Raw genomic sequence first — 25,368 nt, 5'->3', positions numbered from 1 at the left:
TCCTCCCAAAATTTGGTACGCTTTTTCTAACTCATCCAACTTTTTTTGGTACAGCTTTTTTTGATGCTCCGTAGGTGCATTCGTAATCCTGATTTGAAATTCGTTGTAAAACTCATTATACTGAGCTGTTATCTCTGCTCGAGAAGCGTTAGCTTCTAATTCTAATCTTTCTAGAGCCTCTTCTTTGGTCATTCTATCGATTTAATATACAGAAATCTTAACCCTACCACAGCTATCTCACTGTAATGAAATGTAGTACGTAGTTAATGTTAATTCTTTCTAGTTCTATTTATTGGTCTTTACGTATCTAATAAAGATACACTTACTTCATTTTTAAGGAATAACAACTGTTATTTACCTCCTACAAAAACTTGTTGCAAAGATGAAAAACTCCATCTTATTTTCAACATTTAAATTGTATTTAATCTCTTGGCCTATAATTTTACCAAATAGGATCATCTCCTCCCGAAGAATTATTGGAAGAACAAGCCCTACTTGCGCAGTCCTCTGCTCTATCGGCAGCTCTATCGGCTCTATCGGCAGCGCGTTCTGCATCCTGTTCTTTACTTTCTGCGTCACGCAGCACACCTTCGGCCTCTCTTAAAACTCCTTCCATATCGCCAAGAAGATTCTTCGCATCTCCTGCGTAATCATTGATGGATCCTACAGTATCTGCTGCGGCCTGTTCATTTACTTGCATATTGGTCAACACTCCTGCAGCGTCTTGTTCAGAGGTCAAACATTTTTCTAAACTCGTTTGTGCATTCTGCTCGCATTCTTCAATCTTCGTTTGCGTTCCTAGACAGCTTGACTCACATTCCTTAACGTTGTTTAGAATCGTGGTAGCCTCCTCTGCATGTTCGTTTATAAGTCCAACCGTCTCTGCTGCGGCCTTTTCATTCACCTGCATATTGTTCAAAACCCCTGCGGCATCCTGCTCATGTTTCAGGGTTAATTCTAAAGTTTTTGTTCCTTCATCCACCTGTCCGCTCAATTCTTCTAAATGGCCATTTGCCGTTTCGAGTGCTGATTCGCAACGTGTTGTTGCATCTTCAGATTTTTCAGCGTTTTCATTAATGAGTTCTATCGTTTCTGCGGCAGCTTTTTCATTGACTTGTAGGTTTGTCAATAAATCCGCAGCTTGTTGTTCTATTTCTAGCATGTCACTCAGGCTCTGCTTAGCATCACCTTCATGCTGTTGTGCATCATTTGCCGCCTTATTTGCCGTTTCTACAATTTCATCTACACGTTCTATCGCTTCTGCAGCTTTATCTGCATGTTCGTTAATACGACCAACGGTATCTGCTGCAGCTTTTTCATTCACCTGCATATTCGTTAATATACCAGCAGCGTCTTCCTCATGCTTCAAGGTTCTTTGTACAGCATCCTCTGCCTCACCTATCAGTTCTTCTGCTTTCTCAATGCGGGCTCTAACTTCTGTTTCAGCTTCTTTGGCGTTCAATGCAGATTGCTCCGCTGCATCTTCTGCTTCTTTCGCTTCTTCAGCTGCGTGTTCGGCAACACCTTTATATTTCTCTGCTTCAGCTGCAGTTTCCTCTGCTCTATCCGCCGCTTTCTCTGCGATTTCTGCAGCATTTGAAGCGCTTTCTTGGAACCTTTCAGCTTGCGACGCAGCGCCTTCAGCACGGTTTTCAGCTTGCTCAGCACCTTGCGCAGCACTTGAAGCATTTTGCTCATGTTGTTGCGCCTGACTCATTGCTTGCATCGCCGATTGCTCATGCTGTTCTGCTTGAGTGCTCGACTGACTTGCAGCTTGCTCATGTACTTCTGCATCATTCATAGCTTGTTCAGCCGCTCTTGCATTGGCCTCTGCTTGATGCATTAAACTCGTTGTTCGTTGCTCTGCCTGCTGCGTATTGCTCAACGCCTGTTCTGCATTTTGCTCATGTTGTTGGGCCTGATTTCTATATGTTGCTGCCGATTGCTCGTGAGCCTGGGCTTCGTTCATAGCTTGCTCTGCATCACTTTCATATTGCTGCGCCTTGTTCATTGCTGTTAAGGCATCCTGCTCGTGTTGTTGAGTTGTCGCTAAAGCTGTTTGCGCATCTTGTTCATGCTGCTGAGTGGTCGCCAGAGAAGTTGAAGCATCCTGTTCATGCGTTTGCGTAGTTCCCAAACTTGTTAATGCATCTTGCTCATGTTGTTGAGCTGTATTCAATGCCGTTAAAGCATCTTGTTCATGGGTTTGAGTTTCCGCTAATGCTTGTGCTGCATTTTGCTCATGAGCTTGGGTATTGGTAAAGGATTCTTCCGCACTTTGTTCGTACTGTTGTATCTCCTGTAACATTGCTTGAATTGCCTGATGAGTTTGCGTAATTTCAGCAAGCATTTCTTGCGTCTGTTCCTGTATCCCGGCAATTTCATTATACATCTCATTAACCGACTCCTGCGTTTCAGCTATTTCAGTTTGACGTGTTTGAATTTCACTACGCTGAGCGACTACTTCATTATAAACCGTTGTAACCTCTTCATTTTTAGTATTAAGATCTTCTACAACTGTATTGGCCACCTCTACGTTTTCCTGTAAACTTTGGAAAGAGGTATTCATTTCTCCCAAAACAGATTCAGCCTCGTCTTTTATTTGGAGAACATTTTCTTGTGTACCTGAAATCTCATTAGATTTAGAAATCAACACATCTAATGAAGACGAAGCTTCTTGAATAATCGCTTGAATTTCTGTAGAACTACTCATAACTATATATTTTGAATACTTTGACTTAACTGATTTAATTTTTCTCTCACAGAAAACGCTAAATCAGCAATAATTTCTTCTTCTTTTTCTATTGGTTTTGATGCTGTTTCATTTTGAACAGATTCCGTTTCAGCAGATTGCCTTGCGGATACTTTTGCCGAAGATTCAACCTCGGACTTGTCGCCCAGTTGAGTATCCTGTGTAGCAGTAGTAGAAATATTCTCTTCTTTGATGGAACCAGAATCTCTCGATTCTTTAATATTCACATTATTTAAGCTGTCTTCTTTTTCTTGCTCCGAAGTTAAAACAGCGCCTGTTACGGCAGCACCAGCCACCGCCATACCAGCAGCAGCAGACTTGATTTTTTTCTTCTTCTTAGACATAGTAGTAGTAAATAAAGTTATTTCACATCCAATCGCTGTTTAAAGTTCAGGTAGGTATTGAAATGAATAGTAGTGTCTTGATACCCTGCTTTATCGGCAGTCTGCATCTTGATCATTCCAATCTCTCTATCTCCCATTTTGAAGAGCATCAAACCATGGTAGAACTTTCCCTTAAGCGAGCCTCTTTGCTCAGCTTTTTCGAAGTATTCTTTGGCCTTAGAAAAATCTTCAGGGTTACTGCTCAACTTTTCTGCGTTGAACTGAATCATTCCCTGTTCTAACAAATTATTCGTTTGAATGTTTTGCACCACAAAGTACGAAATTACACTTCCAACTACAATTATCAACGAACAAATTATTACCCATTGCTTTCTGTTCAGTTTTACTTTAGGTACTGAAGCTGAAAGCGATACTTTCGTAGCTTTGTTTTCCAATAAACACGCATAAGCTTCTTCAAGTTCTTGCAACTTATCAGTGTATACTCGCTTCATGGCAACGTTTCCCGCGCGTTCAATAGACAGTTCTATCCTCTCTTTTTCTTTCAGGTATATGAGTTTTAAATCCTCCTCATTGGTGAACCCCGAAATTTTTAACACACTCAACGCTCTACTTTGATCCATAGTTTTTCAATAACAGTTGGGCTAAAAATAAGGATCTTACTCGAGCTATGGCAAATTTTTAATGGATTGCATATCGTCGCAACTCTGATCTTCTTTTCAAATTTTCTCCTTTTTGAATTGAATGAGATGTGTTTGATAATAAGAAATCGATATAACATAGGCACAACCTTCTAAAAATCCTGATACCACTGAAAATGCTTCTCCATAATTCTATTCTTCTCTGCCTTAATAAACTCTAAAAAGGCTTTAGAAACGGGTGACATCTTTTTATTCTTCAACCATATGAGTCGCCAATCAGTTTTTACCGGTAAGTTTTTTCGCTCTATAATTTTAAGTTCTCCATCAAGGAGTTCATTTTTAATCCCTATTAAAGGTAAAAGTGAATGACCTAAACCAGCCACAACCGCTTGTTTTACTGCCTCATTACTCGTGAGCTCTATACGCTTTCTTTGCTGGGTTGACTTTTGCTTAAAAAAGGCCTCCATTTCCTGTCGTGTAGCCGATCCATCCTCTCGAAAAATGAGGGCTTCCTTTCGTTTATAATTATCTGGGTTACCTACCAAAAACAATTTGTTTTCCATCAAAATCTCTTCTTCTACCTCAACATCATCAGGTAAAACAGAAACCACCGCGAAATCCATTTTATTAGTTTTAAGATCCTCTACCACCTTTGCCCTGTTGGTTACATCAAGAATTAAATCTACTCCCGGATAATTTGTCAAAAAATCAGATAAGAAATAAGGAATAACATACTTCCCAGTTGAAGCGGAGGCAATTTTCAAATTCCCTTTCATTACCCCTTCATATTCTCTTGTTTTATACTTTAACTCATCAAACTCTACAAAAATTCGCTTGGCAATTTTAGCCACCTCGTACCCAAATTCTGTAACATATAGTTTTCTCCCTACTATCTCTGTTAAGGGAATATCGAACTGATCTTGAAAGTTTTTAAGTTGTATAGATACTGCCGGTTGCGTCATAAACAACTCCTCCGCAGCCCTCGTAACACTCATGGTTTCCACGATCTTAAGGAAGATGCGTAACTGATTCACTGTATAATTCATAAAATATATTTATGTATTTCATTATAAATATAAATAAAATTATATGGTACAAAGCCTCTAACTTTGTAGAAAATTTAAAAAATGCACACAACAGTTTTAAGTTTAGTAATCCTCCTACCCACCTTACTGCTTCTCATTTCATCATTAAATGTTGGGCCGTTTAAATCCATGAACAAAATATACAACTACAGTATATTTACAGTATGGACAGCTTTAATCGCTAGTGCAATTTCCATCTTTCAAATTAGTACTGAAGGCGTTACTTCAATCGAGTACTTTACATGGAACGAAGTAGGGTTGGTACTTCGCCTAGATAGCTTAAGTGTTACCATGTACACCATGATTGCCATAATTGCTTTGGTGGTGTTCCGCTACAGCAGAAACTATTTAAACGGTCATGATTTACATGCCCAGTTCTTTGGACGATTAGCCTTTACAATAGCAAGTGTGCAACTGTTCGTGCTCTCTGGTAACTTGGCCGTGCTCTTTTTTGCTTGGATAGGAACCGCAGTTGGACTTCACCGTCTACTAATGTTCTTCCCGCAACGTGCTAAGTCTAGATTAGCAGCAAAGAAGAAATTCGTAATCGCTCGAGCAAGCGAAGCTACCTTGTTAGGAGCAATCCTGTTACTATATGTAAGTTTTAATACAGGAGACATACAACAAATCTTCAGCGCACTACAAAACACAAGTGATTTTTCACAATATCCTTACCTGGAGGGAGCAGGATTGTTACTGGTATTGACGGCTTGTTTAAAATCAGTTCAAGTTCCTTTTCACGCTTGGTTATTGGATGTAATGGAAACACCAACACCCGTATCGGCACTATTGCATGCAGGTTTACTTAATGCAGGTCCCTTTCTTATCATTCGTTTCTCTTATGTAATGGAAGGAACGCAATATGCTTGGCTCATCTTATTTATCATAGGGGCGTTGAGCGCACTTTACGGAGCGGTAATATCATCTACGCAACCCACCGTTAAAACAAGTTTAGCTTACTCAAGTATTGGTCACATGGGCTTCTCTTTGATGGCTTGTGGATTAGGTATTTACTCTGCAGCCCTTTTACACTTAGTGTCTCACTCTTTCTACAAAGCACATGCTTTCTTAAGCTCTGGAAGTGTAGTAGATACTTACCAAACCAAAAACGCATTACGCTACCAACGTAAAGGAAGTTTTCTGAAAATTATCTTGGCAGTAATTGGTGCAATCGCTGTATACTTAGTAAGTACAGAAATATGGGGAGGAACGGAAAGCATGAACTTTCAGATGTTGATGTTGAGCACAGTGATACTCTTCGGAATGATTACCTTACAAATCAATGCTATTGACTCTGACATCAAAGGAAGGTCTGTTGTTTATCTCCTACTGATCTCAGGAGTAATCATCAATTTATTCTTCTTCTTAGAGGATGTATTCCATCACTACTTAGGAAAAGAAATTCCAGCGGTTAGAGTGGTTGACACAAGTTTAAGTGTTACCGCTTACATCATACTCGCAGTATATTTCATCACAATATTAGTAATCTCTTACTTGCCAATGATTTCTCAAAAAAGTGCCTTCCGCACCTTGAGAATACATCTAAAACAAGGACTTTATTTCAATCACATCATGAATAGGGCGTTGAACGCTTTAGCCATGAAAAAGTAAGCTAAACACCTTATTAAAAGAAAGAATTATGGAAAAGTCTAAAGTAAAAAGCACCTTAGAAAAAAGCTGTAAGCGTATTGCCCCAGCTTGGCCGCTGAAAAACTTTGTAGCCGTTAATCCTTACTTAGGGTTTACAGATACAAGCTTTAGAGAAACAGCGCGTAAATTAGCGCGTCGTGGAAATATTAAAATGACCATGCCGGTTCGCTATTACCTCAAACAAATTGCAGCAAATGTAATTCTACAAGAGGATATAGATAAAGCTTTTGAAGCAAGAGGTCTTGAACATATCTCTCAAAAAGAACTTTTAAAAGAACTTGAATTCTACGGAAAACAAGGTGACATATTACTCGCTAAAGACACCACTTTAATGGGGGTTGCTGGTCAAATAAGTAAAAAAGATTGGACCAGACACGTGATAGAAAACATTACACACTGGGCCAGTAGTTATTTTGATGACTACATCACTACATGGTCAACTACCAACAAGAAAAGCAATATTTTTCAGGCTTGGAAAGAAGAAGCATCTCACGACCTTTCGAATGAAATTATGGGACTTGAGAAGTTTAGATCTTTCGTTAAAGCATTACCAGAAGACCACAATACACTTATAGAGAGTTTTGCCAGTCAACTTAAACTTGATGGAAGCGAATTAGAAGAATACTTCCACACCCTATTCTTAAAGATAATCGGTTGGTCATCTTACGTATCTGGAATTGACTATAACAATAAACTCTACGCTTCAGAAACTGAACATTTAGCAGAATTGTTAGCCATACTATTAGCATGGGAAAGTTACTTCATGCAGGCATACAGCTCAGACCAAATCAAGTCTCAATGGTATAGAAACTTCCACAACAAAGAAGAAGAAAGTCAACTTGCCATAAAGAAATTAGAATATCAATTAATTCTACAAGAAGCTTATGATTTTGCCGCACAACGTGAAATGATGAGCAACTTAAGTACTTCCAAAGTGCTTGCATCTCCCAAAACACCAAAAGCTCAAATGATCTTTTGTATAGATGTTAGGTCGGAAGTGTACAGAAGAAACTTAGAACAACTAGACAGTGAAATAGAAACACTTGGTTTCGCAGGATTCTTTGGATTCCCTGTAAACTACAAACCCATCGCTCATGAAGAAGGAAAAAACCAATGTCCGGTGTTAATCCCTTCTTCTGCAGAAGTTCGAGAAAGTGTAAAAGATTTAGAAGCTGCTAAAAACAGAAGAATTTCTAATCACCAAATTGCTTATGGATGGAAGAAATTTAAAAAAGGCGCCATCTCGAACTTTGGATTTGTTAGTCCCGTTGGGATCTCTTTCTTGCCACAACTAATCGGAAACTCCTTTAGATGGAGTAAACCGGTTACTGACCCAAAAACTGACGGTTTAGAAAAATGGTTGAAAGAAGGTAGAGCCTTAGACCTTTCCGGAATTCCTTACGAAGAACAATTAGGTATGGCGCAAGGAATGATGAAAAACTTAGAAGTGAAAGACAGATTAGCTCCTTTAGTTTTGATCACGGGTCACGGTTCTAGTTCAGTAAACAACCCGCACGCTTCTGGATACGATTGTGGTGCATGTGGAGGTCACTCCGGAGAAATAAACGCTTTAACAGGCGCGCAGATATTAAACACTCCTCAAATCAGAACAGATTTAGCCAAGGCCGGAATAAAAATCCCAGAAAACACCTTGTTCTTGGCTTGTTTACACAACACAACAACAGACGAAATTAGCATCCTGAACGGAAAAGCAATTCCGAATGACAGACAGCAAGAAGTTGTTGCCTTAAAGCAAAGTATTGATAAAGCGAGTGAAGCGTGTAGAACAGAAAGATCAGCGCGTTTCTTATTAACTGATAAGGAGAGAAAAAACCTAAAAGCAACTTTCGAAGCGAAAGCAACGGACTGGTCTGAAATAAGACCCGAATGGGGACTCGCAGGATGTAATGCCTTCATCATCGCACCACGTGAAAAAACAAGAGGAATCAACTTAAACGGAAGAGCCTTCTTACAATCTTACAACCCTGCAAAAGACAGTAACTACGAGGTACTAGAGGGAATAATGACTGCACCTATGGTAGTGACAAGCTGGATTAACTTGCAATACTTTGCAAGTACAGTAGACACCTACAAATTAGGAGCTGGAAACAAAACATTACACAATGTTACAGGTGCCTTTGGAGTAATTGAAGGGTCTGGAGGAGATTTAAAAATAGGATTACCCCTTCAAGCAGTTCATAACGGTGAAGAATTTGAACACCAACCACAACGTTTGAATGTCATCATAGACGCTCCACAAGACGCAATTAATGCCATACTCGATAAGCATGAAGGACTCAAACAATTGTGTGACAACAACTGGATTAAACTCTTACATCTTAACGAAAACGGTGACATCGATAGTCGATATACCAAAGACCTAGAATGGGAAAATGTTCTTGCCACATCAACAAGTAACAAAGAGAAATTAACCATCGCTTAAAAAGAAAGATCATGAAAAGAACTGAAAATATAGTGGACCAAAGAGAATTGATCACCTTAACTTCTCCGGATAGTTTAATGACTTTGATTGACAATCAAATTAAGCAAATAGAAAAGGACTATTTATCGGATTGGGAGAGAGATCACAGCTACAGTAAGGCAGATAGAGATGCCCGCATCAAGACCTTAGAAGAAAAGAAGAAGTATTACGCAGAACTATTTAAAAATTCTGAACAAACTCCGAAAATAAGTGTGCAAGTTACTTTGCACGACGATACTACAGTAGCAATGCAGGAAAATACTCAGGCAATGAATATTTAAAAATCCTGGTTTCTAAACGAAAGAAAGCCACTCGACCATCGTGTTGTGTGGCTTTTTTTATTCAAATACCTATCTTCACCCTTAAGATGAAAAAGCAAAGTGCCATACGCGTAAAAGACAATGCCGATGTAAAAAAACACATCAAAACAGAGGCTTTTCGTTCGTCTATACGTAAAACCAAAGCGCACAAGCACAAAGCCTATTTTGAACTTGTTTACCTCAGCAAAGGTTCCGGCACCCACACCATAGATTACGACACTTATCCTATTGACGGCCCTGTAATTTTTACCATACGTCAAGATCAATTGCACTTCTGGGACATTACTAGTAAGCCAGAAGGTTATGTTTCCATCATTAAAAAAGATTTTATTGCTCACAGTTTGGACGGTGAATTAAAAACTTTGCTCACAGAACTCAGTAGCTACAATTACCTACCGCTAAAAAATGCCCAACGCATCACCCAATTGTTTGAACTCCTGAGCACGGAAGAAAATCTCACCGCTATAGAAGGGTTGTTAAAAGCCTTGATTGCAAAAATACTGGAGGAAGCACAACAACTTAAAAACATAAACCTGCCGGCTAAAGGAGAGTTCCAGAGCTTTTTAGAAATCTTAAGCGATGCCCAAAAGCTCCAAAATAACGTAGCCTATTATGCTGAACAATTGCACATTACGCCACAAGTCTTAAACAACATCTGTAGACAGGCTGTACAACACAGCGCTAGCAAGGTAATTGCCGACCACATCATATCAGAAGCCAAACGTTTGCTGATTTATACCGACCAAAGTGTACACCAAATTGGAGAGCAACTGCACTTTAAAGACCCCTCTCATTTTGTGAAATACTTTAAGCGGTATGAAGAACAAACTCCAAAACAGTACAGAGATACCGCTAATCTAGGGATTTGATAGCTCGCGGAGCTCGCCATTCGAAGATTGGTAAATCATAAAGTGGAACAATTTATAATAGTTAATTCTCAAATCCCTCAAATTATCAAATCTTGCTGACCACACAATTTTCAAATAGACCATAAAAATTACATTCTATTGTATTTTCTTTGCACAAAAGCATTTTAGACGATGAACAAAGAGAAAAACAGTGTTTGGGAAGTAGTAAAAGTATTCTTTAAAATGGGCTTGTTCGCCTTCGGTGGTCCGGCGGCACACATAGCCATGATGGAAGACGAAATCATTGAGAAGCGTAAATGGATAAGCAAACAACACTTCTTGGATTTGGTAGGTGCCACCAACTTAATTCCTGGCCCCAACTCTACGGAAATGACCATGCACTGTGGACACGAACGCGCAGGTTGGAAAGGTCTCTTTGCGGCTGGTTTCAGTTTCATTTTACCCGCAGTTTTAGTTACCATGCTCTTTGCCTACCTCTATACTACCTATGGAGAGTTACCCGATGTTGCTCCTTTCTTCTACGGTATAAAACCGGCAATTTTAGCAGTGATTGCTGCAGCCATTTTCAAATTGGGTAAAAAGGCCCTGAAATCAACAGAACTGGGAATTTTAGGAGCTTTGGTTCTGCTTTCTTCTTTATTCGGAGTAAATGAGGTTTATGCTTTGTTAGTAGCAGGTTTATTAGGGGCTTTTTTCTTTTACACTAGAAATACGGTGAGCAACAAAGAGAAAAAACAATTGCTTCCGCTCCTACTTTTACAAACTACTTCAGTATCGAGCATAGCTACCCTGAGTACGCTTAAAGTGTTTTGGATTTTCTTAAAAGTAGGTGCCATACTCTACGGAAGTGGATACGTTCTTTTTGCTTACTTGGTGCCAGAGTTGGTGGATACGGGATACATGACCCAACAAGAATTGTTAGATGCCATTGCGGTAGGACAGTTTACACCTGGACCGGTATTGTCTACAGCAACTTTCATTGGTTACCAAATTGGCGGTGTATGGGGTTCTGTTGCCGCAACAGTAGGGATTTTCTTACCTTCTTTCTTGTTTGTATTGTTCCTAAACCCATTGGTACCGAAAATGCGACAGTCTAAATTTTTGAGCTATTTCTTAGACTCTGTAAACATAGCTGCTGTTGCTATTATGGTAGGAGTTTTAGTAGAAATGGGCACACAAACCTTAACAGAGTGGCAAGCTATTGTAATCACTGCACTAAGCTTCGTAGTAACTTTCGGTTTCAAAAAAATCAACGTGATGTGGACGGTAATCGGAAGCTCTATTTTGGGTTGGTTACTCTTGATGATTTAAGGTAGCGTTCTAGCGCAATGGATAAGCAGTTTCCTAAAGAGATTTAAAGACTACTTCTTTTTAAATTTCCAATGTCAAATCTCCAATTCTAAACTTTCACCCCAAACAGCGACAGCAATGGCAGCGCCGTGAGCTTACGCCTTAGTAAGCACAAGGAAAAAGTTACGACCAGCGGAAGTGGCTTTGCCCTTTGGTGCGACTTTGGTGAAAGTGAGGGGACTATAATGGATGGCGCGGCGGTTTGCCAAGATAGAATTGAGTATGCGTATTGCGTCTAGAGATAAATTAATCGACGTAAAAAAGATTTGAAAAATTAATCTGTTTACTTTTACTATAAATTTTTGAGGCATGAACGAGAAGTTTGAGAAGATATTTGAACACAGTAACGAAGGTTTATTGGTGGTAAATAGCTCGGGGGTGATAGACACCTTAAACCCGAAACTCTTGAAACTTTTTGGTTATGATGATGAGAAAGAAATTTTGGGTCAAAAACTCGAAATGCTCATCCCAAAGCGTTATACGAAAAGTCACGTTGGCTACCGCGAAAAGTACAATGCTGCACCCTCTAACCGTTCTATGGGAGCAGGAAGAAATTTGATGGCTTTGCGTAAAGATGGATCTGAATTTCCAGTGGAAGTCAGTTTGAGTCACTACGAAGAAAACGGCGAAACCAAGTCTATTGCCTTTGTGGTAGACATTTCTAAACGTGTAGCCATAGACACGGAATTGAAGAAATTGAACAACCAATTAGAAGAGGAGGTTGTGAAACGTACCAAGGAAGTTAATGCACAAAATAAAATGTTGCGTTCCATTGCCGAGAACTTCCCGAATGGTAATATCTTCATTATCGATAAAAACTTCATTATTGAATGGGCCGACGGTTCTATGCTACGTAGTATGGGATTGACTGATTCTTCTTTGAAAGGAATCTCCTTTATTGAACGTTTGGGAGAACATGTTAAGCCTGTTATTACTGAAAAGTTACCCCTACTCTTTAAAGGAGAAACCATAAAATTTGAAATTGAATTCAAAGAAAAGTACTTCTCTATTTACGGTGTTCCTTTGACCGAGAAAGATGGAGTTACAGACAGCGCATTGCTGGTAGAAATGGATGTTACCATAGAAAAACATGCCGAATTGAACATTGAGCGCAGTTTGAAAAAGGAAAAGGACTTGAATGAATTAAAATCTCGTTTCGTGGCCATGGCTTCGCACGAGTTTAGAACTCCTTTGAGCACCATAGATACTTCTGCAACATTAATTTCTAAATACACCAAAACTGAGCAAGACGAAAAGCGTGCGGTTCACGTAAAGCGTATCAAACGTATGGTTTCTAACCTTACCCAAATCCTAAACGACTTCCTTTCCTTGGAAAAACTGGAATCTGGTTTAATTACCCCTAACATTTCTAGCTTCAATTTCCACGCTTTAATCGAAGAGGTAATCGACGAGGTTGGATTGGTAAAACGCAAAGAACAATTCTTGCATTTGGATTACGGTTTAACCACGTCTCAGGTGATAGAATCTGACCAAAACATTTTGAAAAACTGTATCATCAACTTGGTTTCTAACGCGTGTAAATATAGTCCGGAAGGAGCAACTATAGACCTCATCATTAGCGAGGAAAATGGAAACATACACGTAAAGGTAAAAGACCAAGGAATAGGTATACCGGAAGAAGATCAAAATCGCTTGTTCTCTCGTTTTCACAGGGCTCGTAACGTGACAAACATAGAGGGTACGGGGCTAGGATTGAACATCGTAAAACGATACATGGATGTCTTGGGCGGAACAATTACCTTCACCAGTAAAGTGGGTAAAGGATCTACCTTTGAATTGTGTTTTCCTAAAAATTGACATTTATCAATTTTCTTAACATTATCGATCAATATTTAAACACCTTCTAACTCTCATCTTTGTGAGATGTTTAAATTGTTGGTCATAACATCTCTTGAGGAAGGATTAAAACCTCACTTGGATTGTGTTCTCGAATACTTTGCAGATGACAATGTGCAAATTGACGTGATACATGGTTATGAGCCGCAAAAAGATAATGCCATCAGCATTATGAACCTTAACGACCTTATTTACAGGGAGAAGGTGAAAAAAATGGATGGTGTTATTTTACAAAATAAGGCTTTAACGCAACATTTATTAAACTTCCATCTTCGCGGAAAAGTACGTGTAGGCTCGATAGAAAAATTGGTTCAAAATCAACTCGATGCGAACCATTATGACGCTATTTTGTTTACCTATGAAATCCCGAAAAATATCAGTAGAAAACTCAAGCAATACAAAATCCCCCTTTTCTTGCCAACCCCTTCTCGTTATACCTATCAATTGTCGTTCGGAGGTAACTCCGAGGATACTACATCAATAGGTGAACTTACTGAAGTAATTCGTCGTCTAAATATGGTTGAAAAGGAGGGGGGATTTCTACTGAATTTACCTCACATTTAGCCTGAAATTAACTACCTTTATTATTTACCCCAACACTGAAAAATGAAGAAGATATTACTCATAGAGGACAACGAGGATTTTAGATTAAATACTACGGAGATTTTAGAGCTAAACGACTATGAAGTAATCACCGCTTCCAATGGTGTAGAAGGGATAGAGAAAGCCATTCTTACCAAGCCAGATATTATTATTTGTGATGTAATGATGCCCCAACTGGACGGTTACGGTGTAATTAATATTTTGACAAAAAACCCTGAAACTTCTAGTATTCCATTCATCTTTTTAACAGCTAAAGCTGAAAAAACAGATATTAGAAAAGGAATGAATTTAGGTGCGGATGACTACTTGTTAAAACCATTTGATGAGGAAAGTTTAATCACCTCGATAGAAACGCGTATTGCGCGTAATCAGAAAATTAAATCGCAAATCTTACAAGCTTTTGTTGGACAAGGTGCCGTTATTGAAGAAGACAGCAAGCATCAGGACATTAAGAGTTTACTGGAACACAAGAAAACGAAGTGTTATAAAGCCAAAGAAGAGCTGTACAGAGAGGGTGATTTTGCTCATTATTTATACTACGTGAACAAGGGAAAAGTTAAATGTCAGAAGACAGATAGCTACGGAAAAACCTTTGTAACACAAATCATAAATCCCGAAGAGTTTTTTGGGTACATGGCACTTTTGGAAGGAAGTGAACACAACGAAAGCACCATAGCTTTGGAGGATACTGAAATCACGTTGATTCCTAAGAAAGAATTCCTAAAATTGATTGAAAGCAACCGTGAAGTCGCAACGCTTTTCATCAAATTATTAACGGGTAACATCAAAGAAAAGGAGGAGAAACTCCTACAATTGGCATACGCTCCTGTTAAGGAACGCATTGCCCGTACACTTTTGAACTTATGTGAGAAAGATGGCGTGCACACCTTAAACATTTCTCGAGATGATTTAGCGAACATCGTTGGAACTGCAAAAGAATCATTGGTAAGAAACCTAAGCACTTTTAAAAGTGAAGGAGTAATACGTACAAGTGGACGAGAGATTACTGTATTGAAACCAGAGGAATTGTCGCGCCTAATTGATTTGGTATAGAATTAATTTCTTTATTGACATTTGTCAATCTATAAGCTTTATTGAATACAGAAATTTGCAGCATGAATTGTTACCATTGCGGAGATACATGTTCCACTACCATCGTAATAGATGAGAAAAATTTCTGTTGTAACGGGTGTAAAACTGTATACGAAATATTGCAGCTTAATGCGCTGGGAGATTTCTATACGATCAATTCAACTCCAGGGGTAAAAATTGATGAAGACCAAGTAGGTTACTTTGATTTTCTCCTTCTTCCTGAAATCCAGAAAAAGTATCTTTTCTTTGAAAATGAAGCGATTAAAAAAGTGGTATTTCACCTCCCTCAAATCCACTGTAACTCTTGTATTTGGCTCTTAGAAAACTTACCTAAAATTTACGATGAATTAGAGCATGCAGAAGTTAACTTCAACGCTAAAAAAGTTCAGTTTACACTTACTAAATCTGCCGACATTGTAGCATTTGCTCAATTCTTACAAAAATTGGGATATCCTCCTGATTTCAGCACCCAAGAACAAAGCAGCAAGAGCAACAAGAAATTATTGATAAAAATTGGTGTAGCAGGATTCTGTTTTGGGAACATCATGCTCTTTGCCTTCCCTGAATACTTGGGTATGAGCGAGGATGAAAGTTTTAGAGATTTGTTTCTTTACCTATCCTTCTTTTTAAGTATTCCTGTTACCTTCTATTCGGGTTGGGATTATTTTAAGAACTCATTTATAGGCCTTAAGAACGGTGTTTTCAATATGGATTTACCCATAGTTTTGGGATTGATAACACTCTTTGTAAGAAGCACCTATGAACTATTCGTTTATACCGGACAGGCATATTTTGATTCTTTATCAGGTCTTATTTTCTTCTTACTCATCGGTAAGTGGTACCAAGAAAAAACGTACAATCATCTCAACTTTGATAGAGATACGCTTTCCTTCTTCCCTATTGCCATACAACGTAAAAAGGGAGAAGAATTCGAAACTACCAATATTTCTGACCTTCAACCTGGGGATATTATTCAGGTTAGACATAAAGAACTCATACCTGCAGACGCTATAGTCATGGAGGGTAAACCTGTCATTGACTACAGTTTTGTTACTGGTGAAAGCACTCCTGAATACCCCCAAAAAAAACAGGCCGTTTATGCTGGTGGAAAACAAATGGGAGATAGTCTTTTACTGCAAGTTGTAAAGAAAACCGATCAAAGTTATTTAACCTCTTTGTGGAATACTCAAAATTCGCAACTGCGCCCCAAAGACCATAAACTTACTTTACTCTCCAATGCTTTAAGCAAGTATTTCACGCTTTTCATTCTGCTGCTAAGTTTAGGAACCGCTACCTATTGGTATTTCCACGATGTTAACATGATTTGGAGAAGTGTAAGTGCTGTACTTATTGTTGCATGTCCGTGTGCACTTGCGTTAAGTTTACCTTTTACCTATGGAAATGCACAGCGTTTACTCGCTAAAAATTCATTCTTCGTGCGCAAGATGGATTTGATAGACAACCTTCCGGATGTTACGGATATCATCTTTGATAAAACAGGAACCTTAACCGATACTAGCGCTATTCAATTAACACTAGAAGGAGAACTTAGTCTTGAAGAAGCAAACCTTTTATACACAGCCACTTCTTCTTCGCTTCACCCTTTAAGTTTAGCCATAAACACCTACTTAAAAACCAACTATAAAGTTCAGAAATTCAACATTTCCGAATTTATGGAAATCCCTGGACAAGGACTTTCTTTCCGCAAAAACAATCAATTCTTTAAAGTAGGATCTTCAGATTTTACAGCTTTAGAACATAAAAAAGATTACAATGGAGTATTTGTCACAATCAACGGTTACTATCATTGTTGGTTCAGTGTAACTCATAACTACAGACCGGGAATACAGGAAAGCTTGGCGCAATTGCACAAGACTTACCAATTGCACCTTCTTACAGGAGATAAAAACAAGGATGAGGCATTATTAAAGGAAAAATATGGTTTCAGTCAACTTCATTTTAATCAAAAACCTTCTGATAAACTCCGTTATGTACAAGCTTTGGAAAAGGCCGGTAAAAAAGTAATGATGATTGGAGATGGTATTAATGATGCCGCTGCTCTGTCTTCAAGTAGCTTTGGTATTGCTGTTGCCAATAAAGAGCACGGTTTTACCCCAGCCAGTGATGCAATTCTCGATGGAAAGAAACTTCACCTCCTTCCCCAAATTTTAAAATTTGCCTTAAACAGTAAACGTATTGTGGTAAGTAGTTTTACGCTCTCATTTCTTTACAATGCAATCGGACTTTTCATAGCCGTACAAGGAATATTTGCTCCTGTATTTGCCGCCATACTTATGCCATTAAGTTCTATATCAGTGGTAATCTTTACCACCTTAAGCACGAGCCTTTCTGCCAGAAGAACACTGAAATAACCCGCGTTTTTCCATAAAAAATGAAGATTGACCAATATCAATTTTTGAGTTGATCAAACACATTTTAATCCCTTACGATTTTAGCTCTCTTTGTTGAATAATTTTTACAAAATGGAAGTAATCGTTTTACTCATCTCAGTTAGTTTGCTCTTGGCAAGTATCTTTCTCGGCGCCTTTATCTGGGCACAGGTTAATGGTCAGTACGAGGACGATCAGAGTCCTGCCGTTCGCATGCTAATGGATGATGAACAGACTATCACTTCTAACAATAGAACTAAGCAGTAATGGAAGTAGAAAAATTTCAGTACGATAATAAAATCGTAAGCAAATTTGCCCTGGCTACAGTGATCTGGGGTGTAATTGGTATGCTAGTCGGGTTGTTAATCGCATGTCAACTCGTTTGGCCATCGCTTAACTTAACCTCATGGCTTACCTTTGGTAGAATTAGACCACTGCATACCAATGCGGTGATTTTTGCCTTTGTGGGTAACGGTATTTTTGCCGGGGTTTACTACTCACTTCAACGTTTATTAAAAACGAGAATGTGGAGTGATAAACTCAGTAACATCAACTTTTGGGGATGGCAACTTATCATATTATCGGCGGTAATTTCACTTCCTTTAGGATATACCACTTCTAAAGAATATGCCGAATTAGAATGGCCGATAGATATCGCTATTACTTTGCTTTGGGTAGTATTCGGTTGGAACATGTTTGCAACCATCTTAAAAAGAAGAGTAAAACACTTGTACGTAGCCATTTGGTTCTACATAGCAACCTTTGTAACGGTAGCTGTACTGCACATTGTTAACTCTTTTGAGTTCCCTATTCACTTCATGAAGAGTTACTCTTGGTATGCTGGGGTTCAGGATGCCTTGGTTCAGTGGTGGTACGGACATAACGCCGTGGCATTCTTCTTAACAACTCCATATTTAGGATTGATGTACTACTTTGTACCGAAAGCTGCGAACAGACCGGTTTACTCGTACAGGTTATCTATTATTCACTTCTGGGCCTTAATCTTTATTTACATCTGGGCTGGACCTCACCACTTGTTATACACGGCATTGCCAGACTGGGCGCAATCTTTAGGAGTAGTATTCTCTATCATGTTGATTGCTCCATCTTGGGGAGGTATGTTGAATGGTTTGTTAACCTTGAGAGGTGCTTGGGACAAAGTACGTGATAACGTAGTATTGAAGTTCATGGTGGTTGCCCTTACTTGTTATGGTATGGCGACTTTCGAAGGACCAATGTTATCGTTGAAATCAGTGAACTTAATTAGTCACTTTACCGACTGGACCATTGCCCATGTACACGTAGGAGGTTTAGGGTGGAACGGTATGTTGACCTTTGGTATGTTGTATTTCATCATTCCAAAAATTTACAGAAAGCCATTATACTCTAAGAAATTAGCCAATGCACACTTCTGGATTGCAACCTTAGGTATCTTGTTATATGCCATTCCAATGTACTGGGCAGGATTTGCACAAGGATTAATGTGGCAACAATTCAACCCAGACGGAACTTTAGTAAACAAAGATTTCTTAGAAACAGTTACCCAATTACGTCCATTCTTTGCCATGAGAGCAGCAGGTGGAGCCTTATTCATAGTAGGTGCAGTAATGATGAGTTACAACTTATTGAAAACGGCATTAGCTGGTAAGTTAGTAGCGAATGAAGAAGCTGAGGCTGTTAACGCCTTAATGGTTGAACATAAGAAAGAGAAAAAAGAATACTGGCACAAAGTTGTTGAACGTAAACCAGTAAGAATGTTGATTTTGAGTTTAGTAGTTATCCTGATTGGTGGTGCTATTGAAATCATTCCTACTTTCTTGGTGAGCTCTAACGTAAAAACCATCTCTAGTGTAAAACCATATACACCTTTAGAATTAGAAGGTAGAGACTTGTACATCAGAGAAGGGTGTAACAACTGTCACTCTCAAATGGTACGTCCATTGCGTTTCGAAACAGCGCGTTATGGAGAATATTCTAAAGCAGGAGAATTTGTTTATGACCACCCTTTCCTTTGGGGATCTAAGCGTACAGGACCAGATTTACATAGAGAAGGTGTTGGTAACAAACAAAACAGACCAGATTCTTGGCACTACTTACACATGATGGAGCCATCTAGTATTTCTCCAGGTAGTATCATGCCGACTTACGAATGGTTGACTGAAGACGACTTGAACGCTGATCACATCCTTGACAAGATGAAAGCAATGAAAAGCATGGGAGTTCCTTATGAAAACATAGAGGAACAAGCGGTTAGAGATAGCATAGATGCGCAAGCTACACGAATTGCTAAAAGTGTCTTGTTCGACATCACTAAAGACAACTATACAGATGAGGATGTTACGAGCATGAAGCAGAAAGAAATCGTAGCATTAATTGCCTACTTGCAACGCTTAGGATCTGACATTAACAAATTAGAAGCAACTAAAACGGAATAAGATGCTGAAGTATATCAAACACCATATGACCTCTATTGATGGTATAGAGATTTATCCCATCATCTCATTGGTCATCTTCGTAGCCTTTTTCATAGGATTATTCTTCTGGGTATTCAGCATGAAAAAGAAGCACATTAATGAAATAAGTGATTACCCTTTAAACGACTAAAAAATGGAAAAAAGTGTAATATTTTGGGCCTTGGTGGTTACTGCTTTTGTATTACTTCTTAGCATCTTCAGCTTAGGAAATGCCATGAAAGTGTACATCAAGAGCGACACCTTCAAGAATAAAGTAAATAAGATAAAAGAAAACAATACGATTAAAACCTTGTTGCTACTCCTTGCTTTTGTAGCAACAAGTACAGGAACTTTTGCACAAGATGCTGCTACAAGCGCTGCGGAAGTAAGTTTCTACACCACAACGAAAATCTACATTCTATTGGCCATAGATTTGGCCTTGGTTGCCTTTTTGGTGTACTACAGAAACTTCTTTAACAAGTTGATTAACATTGATAAAAAGGAAGAAGACGAAGCACCAGTTCAAGAATTCGTAAAAGAAAGAACAAGCAAGTTAACGCAAATCTTAACGGATACTGTTCCTGTTGAAGAAGAGGAAAGTATTCTAATGGACCACGAATATGATGGAATTCAAGAGTTAGATAACAACTTACCACCTTGGTGGATCTACGGGTTCTATTTAAGTATTATCGCCGGTGTACTTTATTTGTTAAACTACCACGTATTCAAGATTTCTCCTTTGCAAGAAGAAGCTTATCAAACGGAGGTTAAAGAAGCCAAAATTGCGGTGGATTTATACCTGAAAGAACAAGCTTTGAACGTGGATGAAAACACCGTTACTGTATTAACAGATGATGCGGACATCTCAAAAGGTAGAATGTTATTTAACCAATATTGTATTGCCTGCCACAAAGAAGGTGGAGGTGGTGACGTTGGTCCAAACTTAACAGATGACTACTGGATACACGGTGGTAAAATCAACGATGTATTCAAAACAATAAAATACGGAGCCCAAAACGGGATGAAAAGCTGGAAAGACGAATTAAATCCAGTGCAAATGCAACAAGTTGCTTCATACATCAAGTCTTTGAGAGGTACAAATCCTCCAAACGCCAAGGAGCCTCAAGGAGACTTGTATGTTGAAGAAGGAACCGCTGAAACGGAGGTTGAAGGTGAAGTTGCAGATACCTTAAATGTAGAGTAATGGCACAAGAGGAGTTTAGAGATAAAATCGCTACTGTAGATGCACAGGGTAAACGCATTTGGATATTTCCTAAAAAGCCAAGTGGACAGTTCTACTCAAAGCGTAAGATATTGAGTTACTTACTACTCTTGCTCCTCTTTGCTATACCCTTTATTAAAATTGACGGAGAGCCCTTTTTACTCTTCAACATCATAGAGAGAAAGTTTAGCATATTCGGACAAGTTTTCTGGCCACAAGATCTTTACTTATTTGCGTTGAGCATGCTGGTAATGATTTTATTCATTGTGGTGTTTACCGTGATTTTTGGCCGACTTTTCTGTGGATGGATTTGTCCGCAAACCATCTTCATGGAAATGGTATTCAGAAGAATAGAGTACTGGATAGAAGGAGATTACAAAGCACAAAAGAAACTTGCAAAGAGTCCTTGGAACAGAGAAAAAATTTGGAAAAGAAGTTTAAAGTACACGTTGTTTTTTGGTCTTTCTTTCATCATAGCTAATACTTTTTTGGCCTACATTATTGGATATGAACAAGTGTGGGATATAGCAACCACACCTCCAGCACAGCACATCGTTGGGTTCATCGCTATATTAATATTCACCTTCATCTTTTTCATGGTGTTTTTGAAATTGAGAGAGCAGGTTTGTACAACGATTTGTCCTTACGGTAGACTGCAAGGAGTTTTACTTGATAGTAAATCTTTGAATGTTATTTACGATTACAAACGTGGTGAGAAGAGAGCTAAATTCAACAAGAAAGTAGACCGAAAAGAAGCGGGACAAGGAGACTGTATTGATTGTAATCAATGTGTGAATGTTTGTCCAACCGGTATAGACATCCGAAACGGGATACAGTTAGAATGTATAAACTGTACAGCTTGTATTGATGCATGTGACTTCATGATGGAAAAAACCAATCAACCCAAAGGATTGATTCGTTACGACTCTGAAGATGGAGTGGCTAAAAAAGAGAACTTTAGATTTACACCGCGTGTTATCGCCTACACAATAGTTTTAGTAGGGTTACTTGGACTACTTACCACTTTACTCATGTTGAGAAGTGATTTTGAAGTTACCTTATTACGAACAAGAGGAACCTTATTCGAACAAAACGATGCCGGTGAAATCTACAACATTTACGATATCAATATCATCAATAAAACCAATAAAGATTTACCCGTTCATTTTGAAATTATAGACCATGAAGGGAGAATAGAAATGGTGGGAAATGATATCACGTTAAAAGCGAGAGATGCCGCTAAATCTAAGTTTATCATTTACATAGAACCGAAAGATTTAACTTCACTTAAGACCGATCTTAAAATAGGAATTTACGAGGGAGAGGAATTAGTTGAAACAGTGAAAACAACATTTATAGCACCGAGAATATGAAATTTACATGGGGATGGGGAATAGCATTGTTTTTAATGGGCTTTATGGCCTACATCTTATCAATGGTATTTCAAGCACAAAAGGTACAGACCGATTTATATGCCGAAGATTATTACGCTCAAGAAGTGAATTTTCAGCAAACACTTGATGCGAAAGCTCGCGCCTTAGTTTATAAGGATAGCATTAGCGTTGAACAAAGTGCAGAAGGTATAAAGATCAAATTTCCTGAAGCTTTGGCCGGACAAACAAACACCGAGGTAAACTTATATAGAGCTAATAACGCACAGTTAGATTTAAACTTTAAGTCGCCTCAAAACAACTTTATTTTAATCGATAAAGCCAATTTAATCAAAGGGAACTACCAATTAAAAATAAAATGGGAAGCCAATAACGAGAGCTTCTTAGTTGAAAAGAACTTTTACTACTAGCATGCTTTGGACTGCATTAACATTAGGACTCATTAGTAATCTGCATTGCTTAGGCATGTGTGGACCAATAGCCCTTGCCCTACCCGTAGGAAAGATGCAGCCCGTTCAGAAGTTCATTTCCATTTTCACCTACAATTTTGGTAGAATAACGGTGTATACCCTACTCGGACTTATACTCGGAATCTTTGGTACATCCTTAAAACTCATAGGTTTTTTACAAGGCTTTAGTGTATTGGCAGGAATTGCTTTAATTCTAATTGGATTAAGTGAATTTGGATTCATGAAGTTCAATATTCAGAATTTTGGTTTTACAGCCTTAAATAAACTCAAAGGAAAGTTTGCTCAACTGCTTCAGAAAAGAAGTTTAGACGCCTTTTTTATGATGGGTATTTTCAATGGTCTATTGCCTTGCGGTATGGTCTACTCTGCATTAATAGCTTCTTTAGTGATGGGTAGTATTCAAGGAAGTGCTACTTACATGTTATTGTATGGAGTTGGAACTTTACCGGTTATGTTCTTCCTTCCCTTTTTTAAAAGCTTCATTCAACTGAAGACCAAACGTTACTTAAGAATATTGATTCCGGCCTCTTTTATCATCGTTGGAGGTCTGCTGGTACTAAGAGGTGCCAACCTAGGAATTCCCTACATGAGTCCTGCCCTACAAGAACAAATCGGGGTATTGCCCCAAAACCAAATTAACTGTCATTAACATGCATACTTTTCTATTCAAATATCTAGTTTTCGGGCCAATCAGCAGCAGAAGACTGGGAAGGTCCTTAGGCCTTAACATTTTGCCCAAAGAACACAAACTTTGCAATTTTGATTGCGTTTACTGCGAGTGTGGAGAGGATCATCAGAAACATCAAAATGTACAATTCCCAACGGTGGAGGAAATCTTAGAAGAGCTGCTTTTGAAGTGTCAAATGCTCAACGATAGAGACATAAAAATAGACACTATAAGCTTTGCTGGAAACGGGGAACCAACGCTTCATCCTGACTTCGAGGAAATCATGTATGCTGTAAAAACCGTTAGAGACTTATTATTACCTGATGCTAAAATTGCGGTGCTTAACAACTCCACTATGTTGCATAAACGACAGGTAAGAAAGGCACTAGAAATTGCTGACTATTCTATCTGTAAACTAGATGCCGGCGACGAAAGCACCTTCTATTCCATCAATAGACCGCTTGGTAATTTAACCTATCAAAAAGTGAAGGACAACCTTAGAAATTACGGGAATAAAATTATCCTTCAGAGTTTGTTTTTTAAAGGAAAGAATGAACAAGAGCAACTAGGAAACTACAACGATCAAGAAGTTGAAAAATACTTAAGCTTGGTTGAATCGATAAAACCAGAAAGCGTAATGCTTTACAGTTTAGATAGAACAACGGCTATCCCCGATTTAGAGGCCGTTTCTATACCTCAATTAAAAACAATCGCCGAACGATTAAACCATTTAGGAATTACCGCAACAGTTGCATAAGATGAGTGAATTAATACGTAAATACAATCAACCAGGTCCAAGATACACGAGTTACCCCACCGTACCTTTTTGGAAGGATATGGACATCGATAAGGAAGCTTGGAAAAACAGTTTAATTGATGCTTTCAAGCTTCGTGCTAAGAAAGAGGTGAGTTTATATATCCACCTACCGTTTTGTGAGCAACTTTGTACATTTTGTGGTTGTCATAAACGCATCACAAAAAACCACGCTGTAGAAGAACCCTATTTACTTACAATTCTCAAAGAATGGCAACTTTATACGTCATTTTTAGGAGAAGATATGGTGATCAAGGAAATTCACTTAGGTGGAGGTACTCCAACATTTTTTCAAGCCGAAAACTTGGCGCGACTCATCAACGGAATTAAAGCGTTGAGTTTGTTTGATCCTGAAATTAGTTTGAGTTTTGAAGCTCACCCCAATAACACCACAGAAGAACACCTTAAAGTTTTCAGAGAGCTTGGTTTTAACCGCTTGAGTTTCGGGATACAAGACTACGATCCTCTTGTTCAAAAAACCATCAATAGAATACAATCTTTTGAACAAGTAAAGAAAGTGCATACCATGGCTTTGGATTATGGTTTCAATTCTGTGAGTCATGATATTATCTATGGACTTCCTCATCAAACCCTTGACAGTATAAAGGATACAATAAACAAGACGGCACAATTACGTCCACACCGTATTTCATTCTACAGTTATGCTCACGTTCCCTGGATTAAAGGTGTTGGTCAACGCGGTTATAATGAAGACGACCTTCCCAAAAATGAAGAGAAGCAAGCACTCTATGAATATGGAAAAGAAGAGTTACTCAAGTTGGGATATCAAGAAATAGGAATGGACCACTTTGCATTACCTGAGGATGAACTATCTGTTGCACATCAGCAAGGTAAATTACACCGTAACTTTATGGGATATACCACACAAAGTACAGAAGTTATGATAGGGTTAGGTATG

General features: G+C 38.6%; 23 protein-coding genes. 18 read left to right on the top strand and 5 right to left on the bottom strand.

Annotation, left to right across the window (positions count from 1 at the left end; all coding sequences use genetic code 11):
* The 5 genes from R3333_RS02045 to R3333_RS02025 all read right to left on the bottom strand — a co-directional run.
* Positions 1 to 192, bottom strand: a 192-nt coding sequence (locus R3333_RS02045) for a hypothetical protein (protein ID WP_318956910.1), incomplete at its 3' end; no start/stop codon positions are given.
* A 250-nt stretch (positions 193 to 442) separates the two neighbouring features.
* Complete coding sequence (locus R3333_RS02040) at positions 443 to 2,713, bottom strand: hypothetical protein (RefSeq protein ID WP_318956909.1); 2,271 nt, start codon at positions 2,711 to 2,713, stop codon at positions 443 to 445.
* A 2-nt stretch (positions 2,714 to 2,715) separates the two neighbouring features.
* Positions 2,716 to 3,096, bottom strand: a complete 381-nt coding sequence (locus tag R3333_RS02035) for a hypothetical protein (RefSeq protein ID WP_318956908.1) — start codon at positions 3,094 to 3,096, stop codon at positions 2,716 to 2,718.
* 17 nt (positions 3,097 to 3,113) lie between these two features.
* Positions 3,114 to 3,716, bottom strand: a complete 603-nt coding sequence (locus R3333_RS02030) for a hypothetical protein (protein WP_318956907.1) — start codon at positions 3,714 to 3,716, stop codon at positions 3,114 to 3,116.
* 170 nt (positions 3,717 to 3,886) lie between these two features.
* Positions 3,887 to 4,780, bottom strand: coding sequence for a LysR family transcriptional regulator (locus R3333_RS02025; RefSeq protein ID WP_318956906.1), 894 nt, complete (start codon positions 4,778 to 4,780; stop codon positions 3,887 to 3,889).
* 168 nt (positions 4,781 to 4,948) lie between these two features.
* Between R3333_RS02025 and R3333_RS02020 the strand changes: the two genes are divergently transcribed.
* The 18 genes from R3333_RS02020 to hemN all read left to right on the top strand — a co-directional run.
* Positions 4,949 to 6,430, top strand: a complete 1,482-nt coding sequence (locus tag R3333_RS02020; protein ID WP_318956905.1) for a proton-conducting transporter membrane subunit — start codon at positions 4,949 to 4,951, stop codon at positions 6,428 to 6,430.
* Positions 6,431 to 6,458: 28 nt separating this feature from the next.
* A complete protein-coding gene (locus R3333_RS02015) occupies positions 6,459 to 8,912 on the top strand; it encodes a DUF2309 domain-containing protein (protein ID WP_318956904.1) in 2,454 nt (817 codons plus the stop codon).
* Between the two features lie 11 nt (positions 8,913 to 8,923).
* Positions 8,924 to 9,232 (top strand): hypothetical protein, encoded by a 309-nt coding sequence (locus R3333_RS02010; protein WP_318956903.1) that lies wholly within the window; start codon positions 8,924 to 8,926, stop codon positions 9,230 to 9,232.
* A gap of 86 nt (positions 9,233 to 9,318) precedes the next feature.
* Positions 9,319 to 10,140, top strand: a complete 822-nt coding sequence (locus tag R3333_RS02005) for an AraC family transcriptional regulator (RefSeq protein ID WP_318956902.1) — start codon at positions 9,319 to 9,321, stop codon at positions 10,138 to 10,140.
* 171 nt (positions 10,141 to 10,311) lie between these two features.
* Positions 10,312 to 11,451, top strand: coding sequence for a chromate efflux transporter (gene chrA, locus R3333_RS02000; RefSeq protein WP_318956901.1), 1,140 nt, complete (start codon positions 10,312 to 10,314; stop codon positions 11,449 to 11,451).
* A 348-nt stretch (positions 11,452 to 11,799) separates the two neighbouring features.
* Positions 11,800 to 13,308 (top strand): ATP-binding protein, encoded by a 1,509-nt coding sequence (locus R3333_RS01995; protein ID WP_318956900.1) that lies wholly within the window; start codon positions 11,800 to 11,802, stop codon positions 13,306 to 13,308.
* Between the two features lie 66 nt (positions 13,309 to 13,374).
* A complete protein-coding gene (locus R3333_RS01990) occupies positions 13,375 to 13,911 on the top strand; it encodes a hypothetical protein (protein ID WP_318956899.1) in 537 nt (178 codons plus the stop codon).
* Between the two features lie 42 nt (positions 13,912 to 13,953).
* Complete coding sequence (locus tag R3333_RS01985) at positions 13,954 to 15,003, top strand: response regulator (protein ID WP_318956898.1); 1,050 nt, start codon at positions 13,954 to 13,956, stop codon at positions 15,001 to 15,003.
* Positions 15,004 to 15,065: 62 nt separating this feature from the next.
* Positions 15,066 to 17,414 carry a heavy metal translocating P-type ATPase gene (locus R3333_RS01980; protein WP_318956897.1) on the top strand — a complete coding sequence of 783 codons (2,349 nt, stop codon included), beginning with the start codon at positions 15,066 to 15,068 and terminating at the stop codon, positions 17,412 to 17,414.
* Between the two features lie 111 nt (positions 17,415 to 17,525).
* Positions 17,526 to 17,699, top strand: a complete 174-nt coding sequence (gene ccoS, locus R3333_RS01975; RefSeq protein ID WP_090251040.1) for a cbb3-type cytochrome oxidase assembly protein CcoS — start codon at positions 17,526 to 17,528, stop codon at positions 17,697 to 17,699.
* Positions 17,699 to 19,867 (top strand): cytochrome-c oxidase, cbb3-type subunit I, encoded by a 2,169-nt coding sequence (ccoN, locus tag R3333_RS01970; protein WP_318956896.1) that lies wholly within the window; start codon positions 17,699 to 17,701, stop codon positions 19,865 to 19,867. The genes ccoS and ccoN overlap by 1 nt, the downstream gene beginning before the upstream one ends.
* Position 19,868: 1 nt before the next feature.
* Entirely contained in the window at positions 19,869 to 20,036 is a 168-nt protein-coding gene (locus tag R3333_RS01965; protein WP_090251050.1) for a CcoQ/FixQ family Cbb3-type cytochrome c oxidase assembly chaperone, read from the top strand.
* Between the two features lie 3 nt (positions 20,037 to 20,039).
* Positions 20,040 to 21,089, top strand: coding sequence for a cbb3-type cytochrome c oxidase N-terminal domain-containing protein (locus R3333_RS01960; protein WP_318956895.1), 1,050 nt, complete (start codon positions 20,040 to 20,042; stop codon positions 21,087 to 21,089).
* Positions 21,089 to 22,480, top strand: coding sequence for a cytochrome c oxidase accessory protein CcoG (gene ccoG, locus R3333_RS01955; RefSeq protein WP_318956894.1), 1,392 nt, complete (start codon positions 21,089 to 21,091; stop codon positions 22,478 to 22,480). Before R3333_RS01960 ends, ccoG begins: the two co-directional genes overlap by 1 nt.
* Entirely contained in the window at positions 22,477 to 22,908 is a 432-nt protein-coding gene (locus tag R3333_RS01950; RefSeq protein ID WP_318956893.1) for a FixH family protein, read from the top strand. The genes ccoG and R3333_RS01950 overlap by 4 nt, the downstream gene beginning before the upstream one ends.
* A 1-nt stretch (position 22,909) precedes the next feature.
* Positions 22,910 to 23,617 carry a sulfite exporter TauE/SafE family protein gene (locus tag R3333_RS01945; RefSeq protein WP_318956892.1) on the top strand — a complete coding sequence of 236 codons (708 nt, stop codon included), beginning with the start codon at positions 22,910 to 22,912 and terminating at the stop codon, positions 23,615 to 23,617.
* Position 23,618: 1 nt separating this feature from the next.
* The gene (locus R3333_RS01940) at positions 23,619 to 24,392 is read left to right on the top strand and encodes a radical SAM protein (protein WP_318956891.1); all 774 of its coding nucleotides are present in this window, start codon (positions 23,619 to 23,621) and stop codon (positions 24,390 to 24,392) included.
* 1 nt (position 24,393) lies between these two features.
* A partial coding sequence (gene hemN / locus R3333_RS01935) for an oxygen-independent coproporphyrinogen III oxidase (protein WP_318956890.1) occupies positions 24,394 to 25,368 on the top strand: 975 nt, incomplete at its 3' end.

This window comes from Lishizhenia sp., assembly GCF_033720595.1.
GTDB lineage: Bacteria > Bacteroidota > Bacteroidia > Flavobacteriales_D > Crocinitomicaceae > Lishizhenia.
The sequence above is the reverse complement of the archived record's forward strand: the minus strand, read 5'-3'. Positions and strand labels throughout refer to the sequence as shown.

What these genes read in the sequence shown, in the direction of transcription:
- ccoN (WP_318956896.1), top strand. Translation starts at nt 17,699, where the DNA reads ATGGAAGTAGAAAAATTTCAGTACGATAATAAAATCGTAAGCAAATTT.
- R3333_RS01965 (WP_090251050.1), top strand. Translation starts at nt 19,869, where the DNA reads ATGCTGAAGTATATCAAACACCATATGACCTCTATTGATGGTATAGAG.
- R3333_RS01995 (WP_318956900.1), top strand. Translation starts at nt 11,800, where the DNA reads ATGAACGAGAAGTTTGAGAAGATATTTGAACACAGTAACGAAGGTTTA.
- R3333_RS02030 (WP_318956907.1), bottom strand. Translation starts at nt 3,716, where the DNA reads ATGGATCAAAGTAGAGCGTTGAGTGTGTTAAAAATTTCGGGGTTCACC.
- R3333_RS02015 (WP_318956904.1), top strand. Translation starts at nt 6,459, where the DNA reads ATGGAAAAGTCTAAAGTAAAAAGCACCTTAGAAAAAAGCTGTAAGCGT.
- R3333_RS01960 (WP_318956895.1), top strand. Translation starts at nt 20,040, where the DNA reads ATGGAAAAAAGTGTAATATTTTGGGCCTTGGTGGTTACTGCTTTTGTA.
- R3333_RS02005 (WP_318956902.1), top strand. Translation starts at nt 9,319, where the DNA reads ATGAAAAAGCAAAGTGCCATACGCGTAAAAGACAATGCCGATGTAAAA.
- R3333_RS01950 (WP_318956893.1), top strand. Translation starts at nt 22,477, where the DNA reads ATGAAATTTACATGGGGATGGGGAATAGCATTGTTTTTAATGGGCTTT.
- R3333_RS01990 (WP_318956899.1), top strand. Translation starts at nt 13,375, where the DNA reads ATGTTTAAATTGTTGGTCATAACATCTCTTGAGGAAGGATTAAAACCT.
- R3333_RS02020 (WP_318956905.1), top strand. Translation starts at nt 4,949, where the DNA reads ATGAACAAAATATACAACTACAGTATATTTACAGTATGGACAGCTTTA.
- ccoG (WP_318956894.1), top strand. Translation starts at nt 21,089, where the DNA reads ATGGCACAAGAGGAGTTTAGAGATAAAATCGCTACTGTAGATGCACAG.
- R3333_RS02010 (WP_318956903.1), top strand. Translation starts at nt 8,924, where the DNA reads ATGAAAAGAACTGAAAATATAGTGGACCAAAGAGAATTGATCACCTTA.
- R3333_RS01980 (WP_318956897.1), top strand. Translation starts at nt 15,066, where the DNA reads ATGAATTGTTACCATTGCGGAGATACATGTTCCACTACCATCGTAATA.
- R3333_RS02040 (WP_318956909.1), bottom strand. Translation starts at nt 2,713, where the DNA reads ATGAGTAGTTCTACAGAAATTCAAGCGATTATTCAAGAAGCTTCGTCT.
- R3333_RS02035 (WP_318956908.1), bottom strand. Translation starts at nt 3,096, where the DNA reads ATGTCTAAGAAGAAGAAAAAAATCAAGTCTGCTGCTGCTGGTATGGCG.
- R3333_RS01985 (WP_318956898.1), top strand. Translation starts at nt 13,954, where the DNA reads ATGAAGAAGATATTACTCATAGAGGACAACGAGGATTTTAGATTAAAT.
- R3333_RS01945 (WP_318956892.1), top strand. Translation starts at nt 22,910, where the DNA reads ATGCTTTGGACTGCATTAACATTAGGACTCATTAGTAATCTGCATTGC.
- R3333_RS01940 (WP_318956891.1), top strand. Translation starts at nt 23,619, where the DNA reads ATGCATACTTTTCTATTCAAATATCTAGTTTTCGGGCCAATCAGCAGC.
- R3333_RS02025 (WP_318956906.1), bottom strand. Translation starts at nt 4,780, where the DNA reads ATGAATTATACAGTGAATCAGTTACGCATCTTCCTTAAGATCGTGGAA.
- chrA (WP_318956901.1), top strand. Translation starts at nt 10,312, where the DNA reads ATGAACAAAGAGAAAAACAGTGTTTGGGAAGTAGTAAAAGTATTCTTT.
- ccoS (WP_090251040.1), top strand. Translation starts at nt 17,526, where the DNA reads ATGGAAGTAATCGTTTTACTCATCTCAGTTAGTTTGCTCTTGGCAAGT.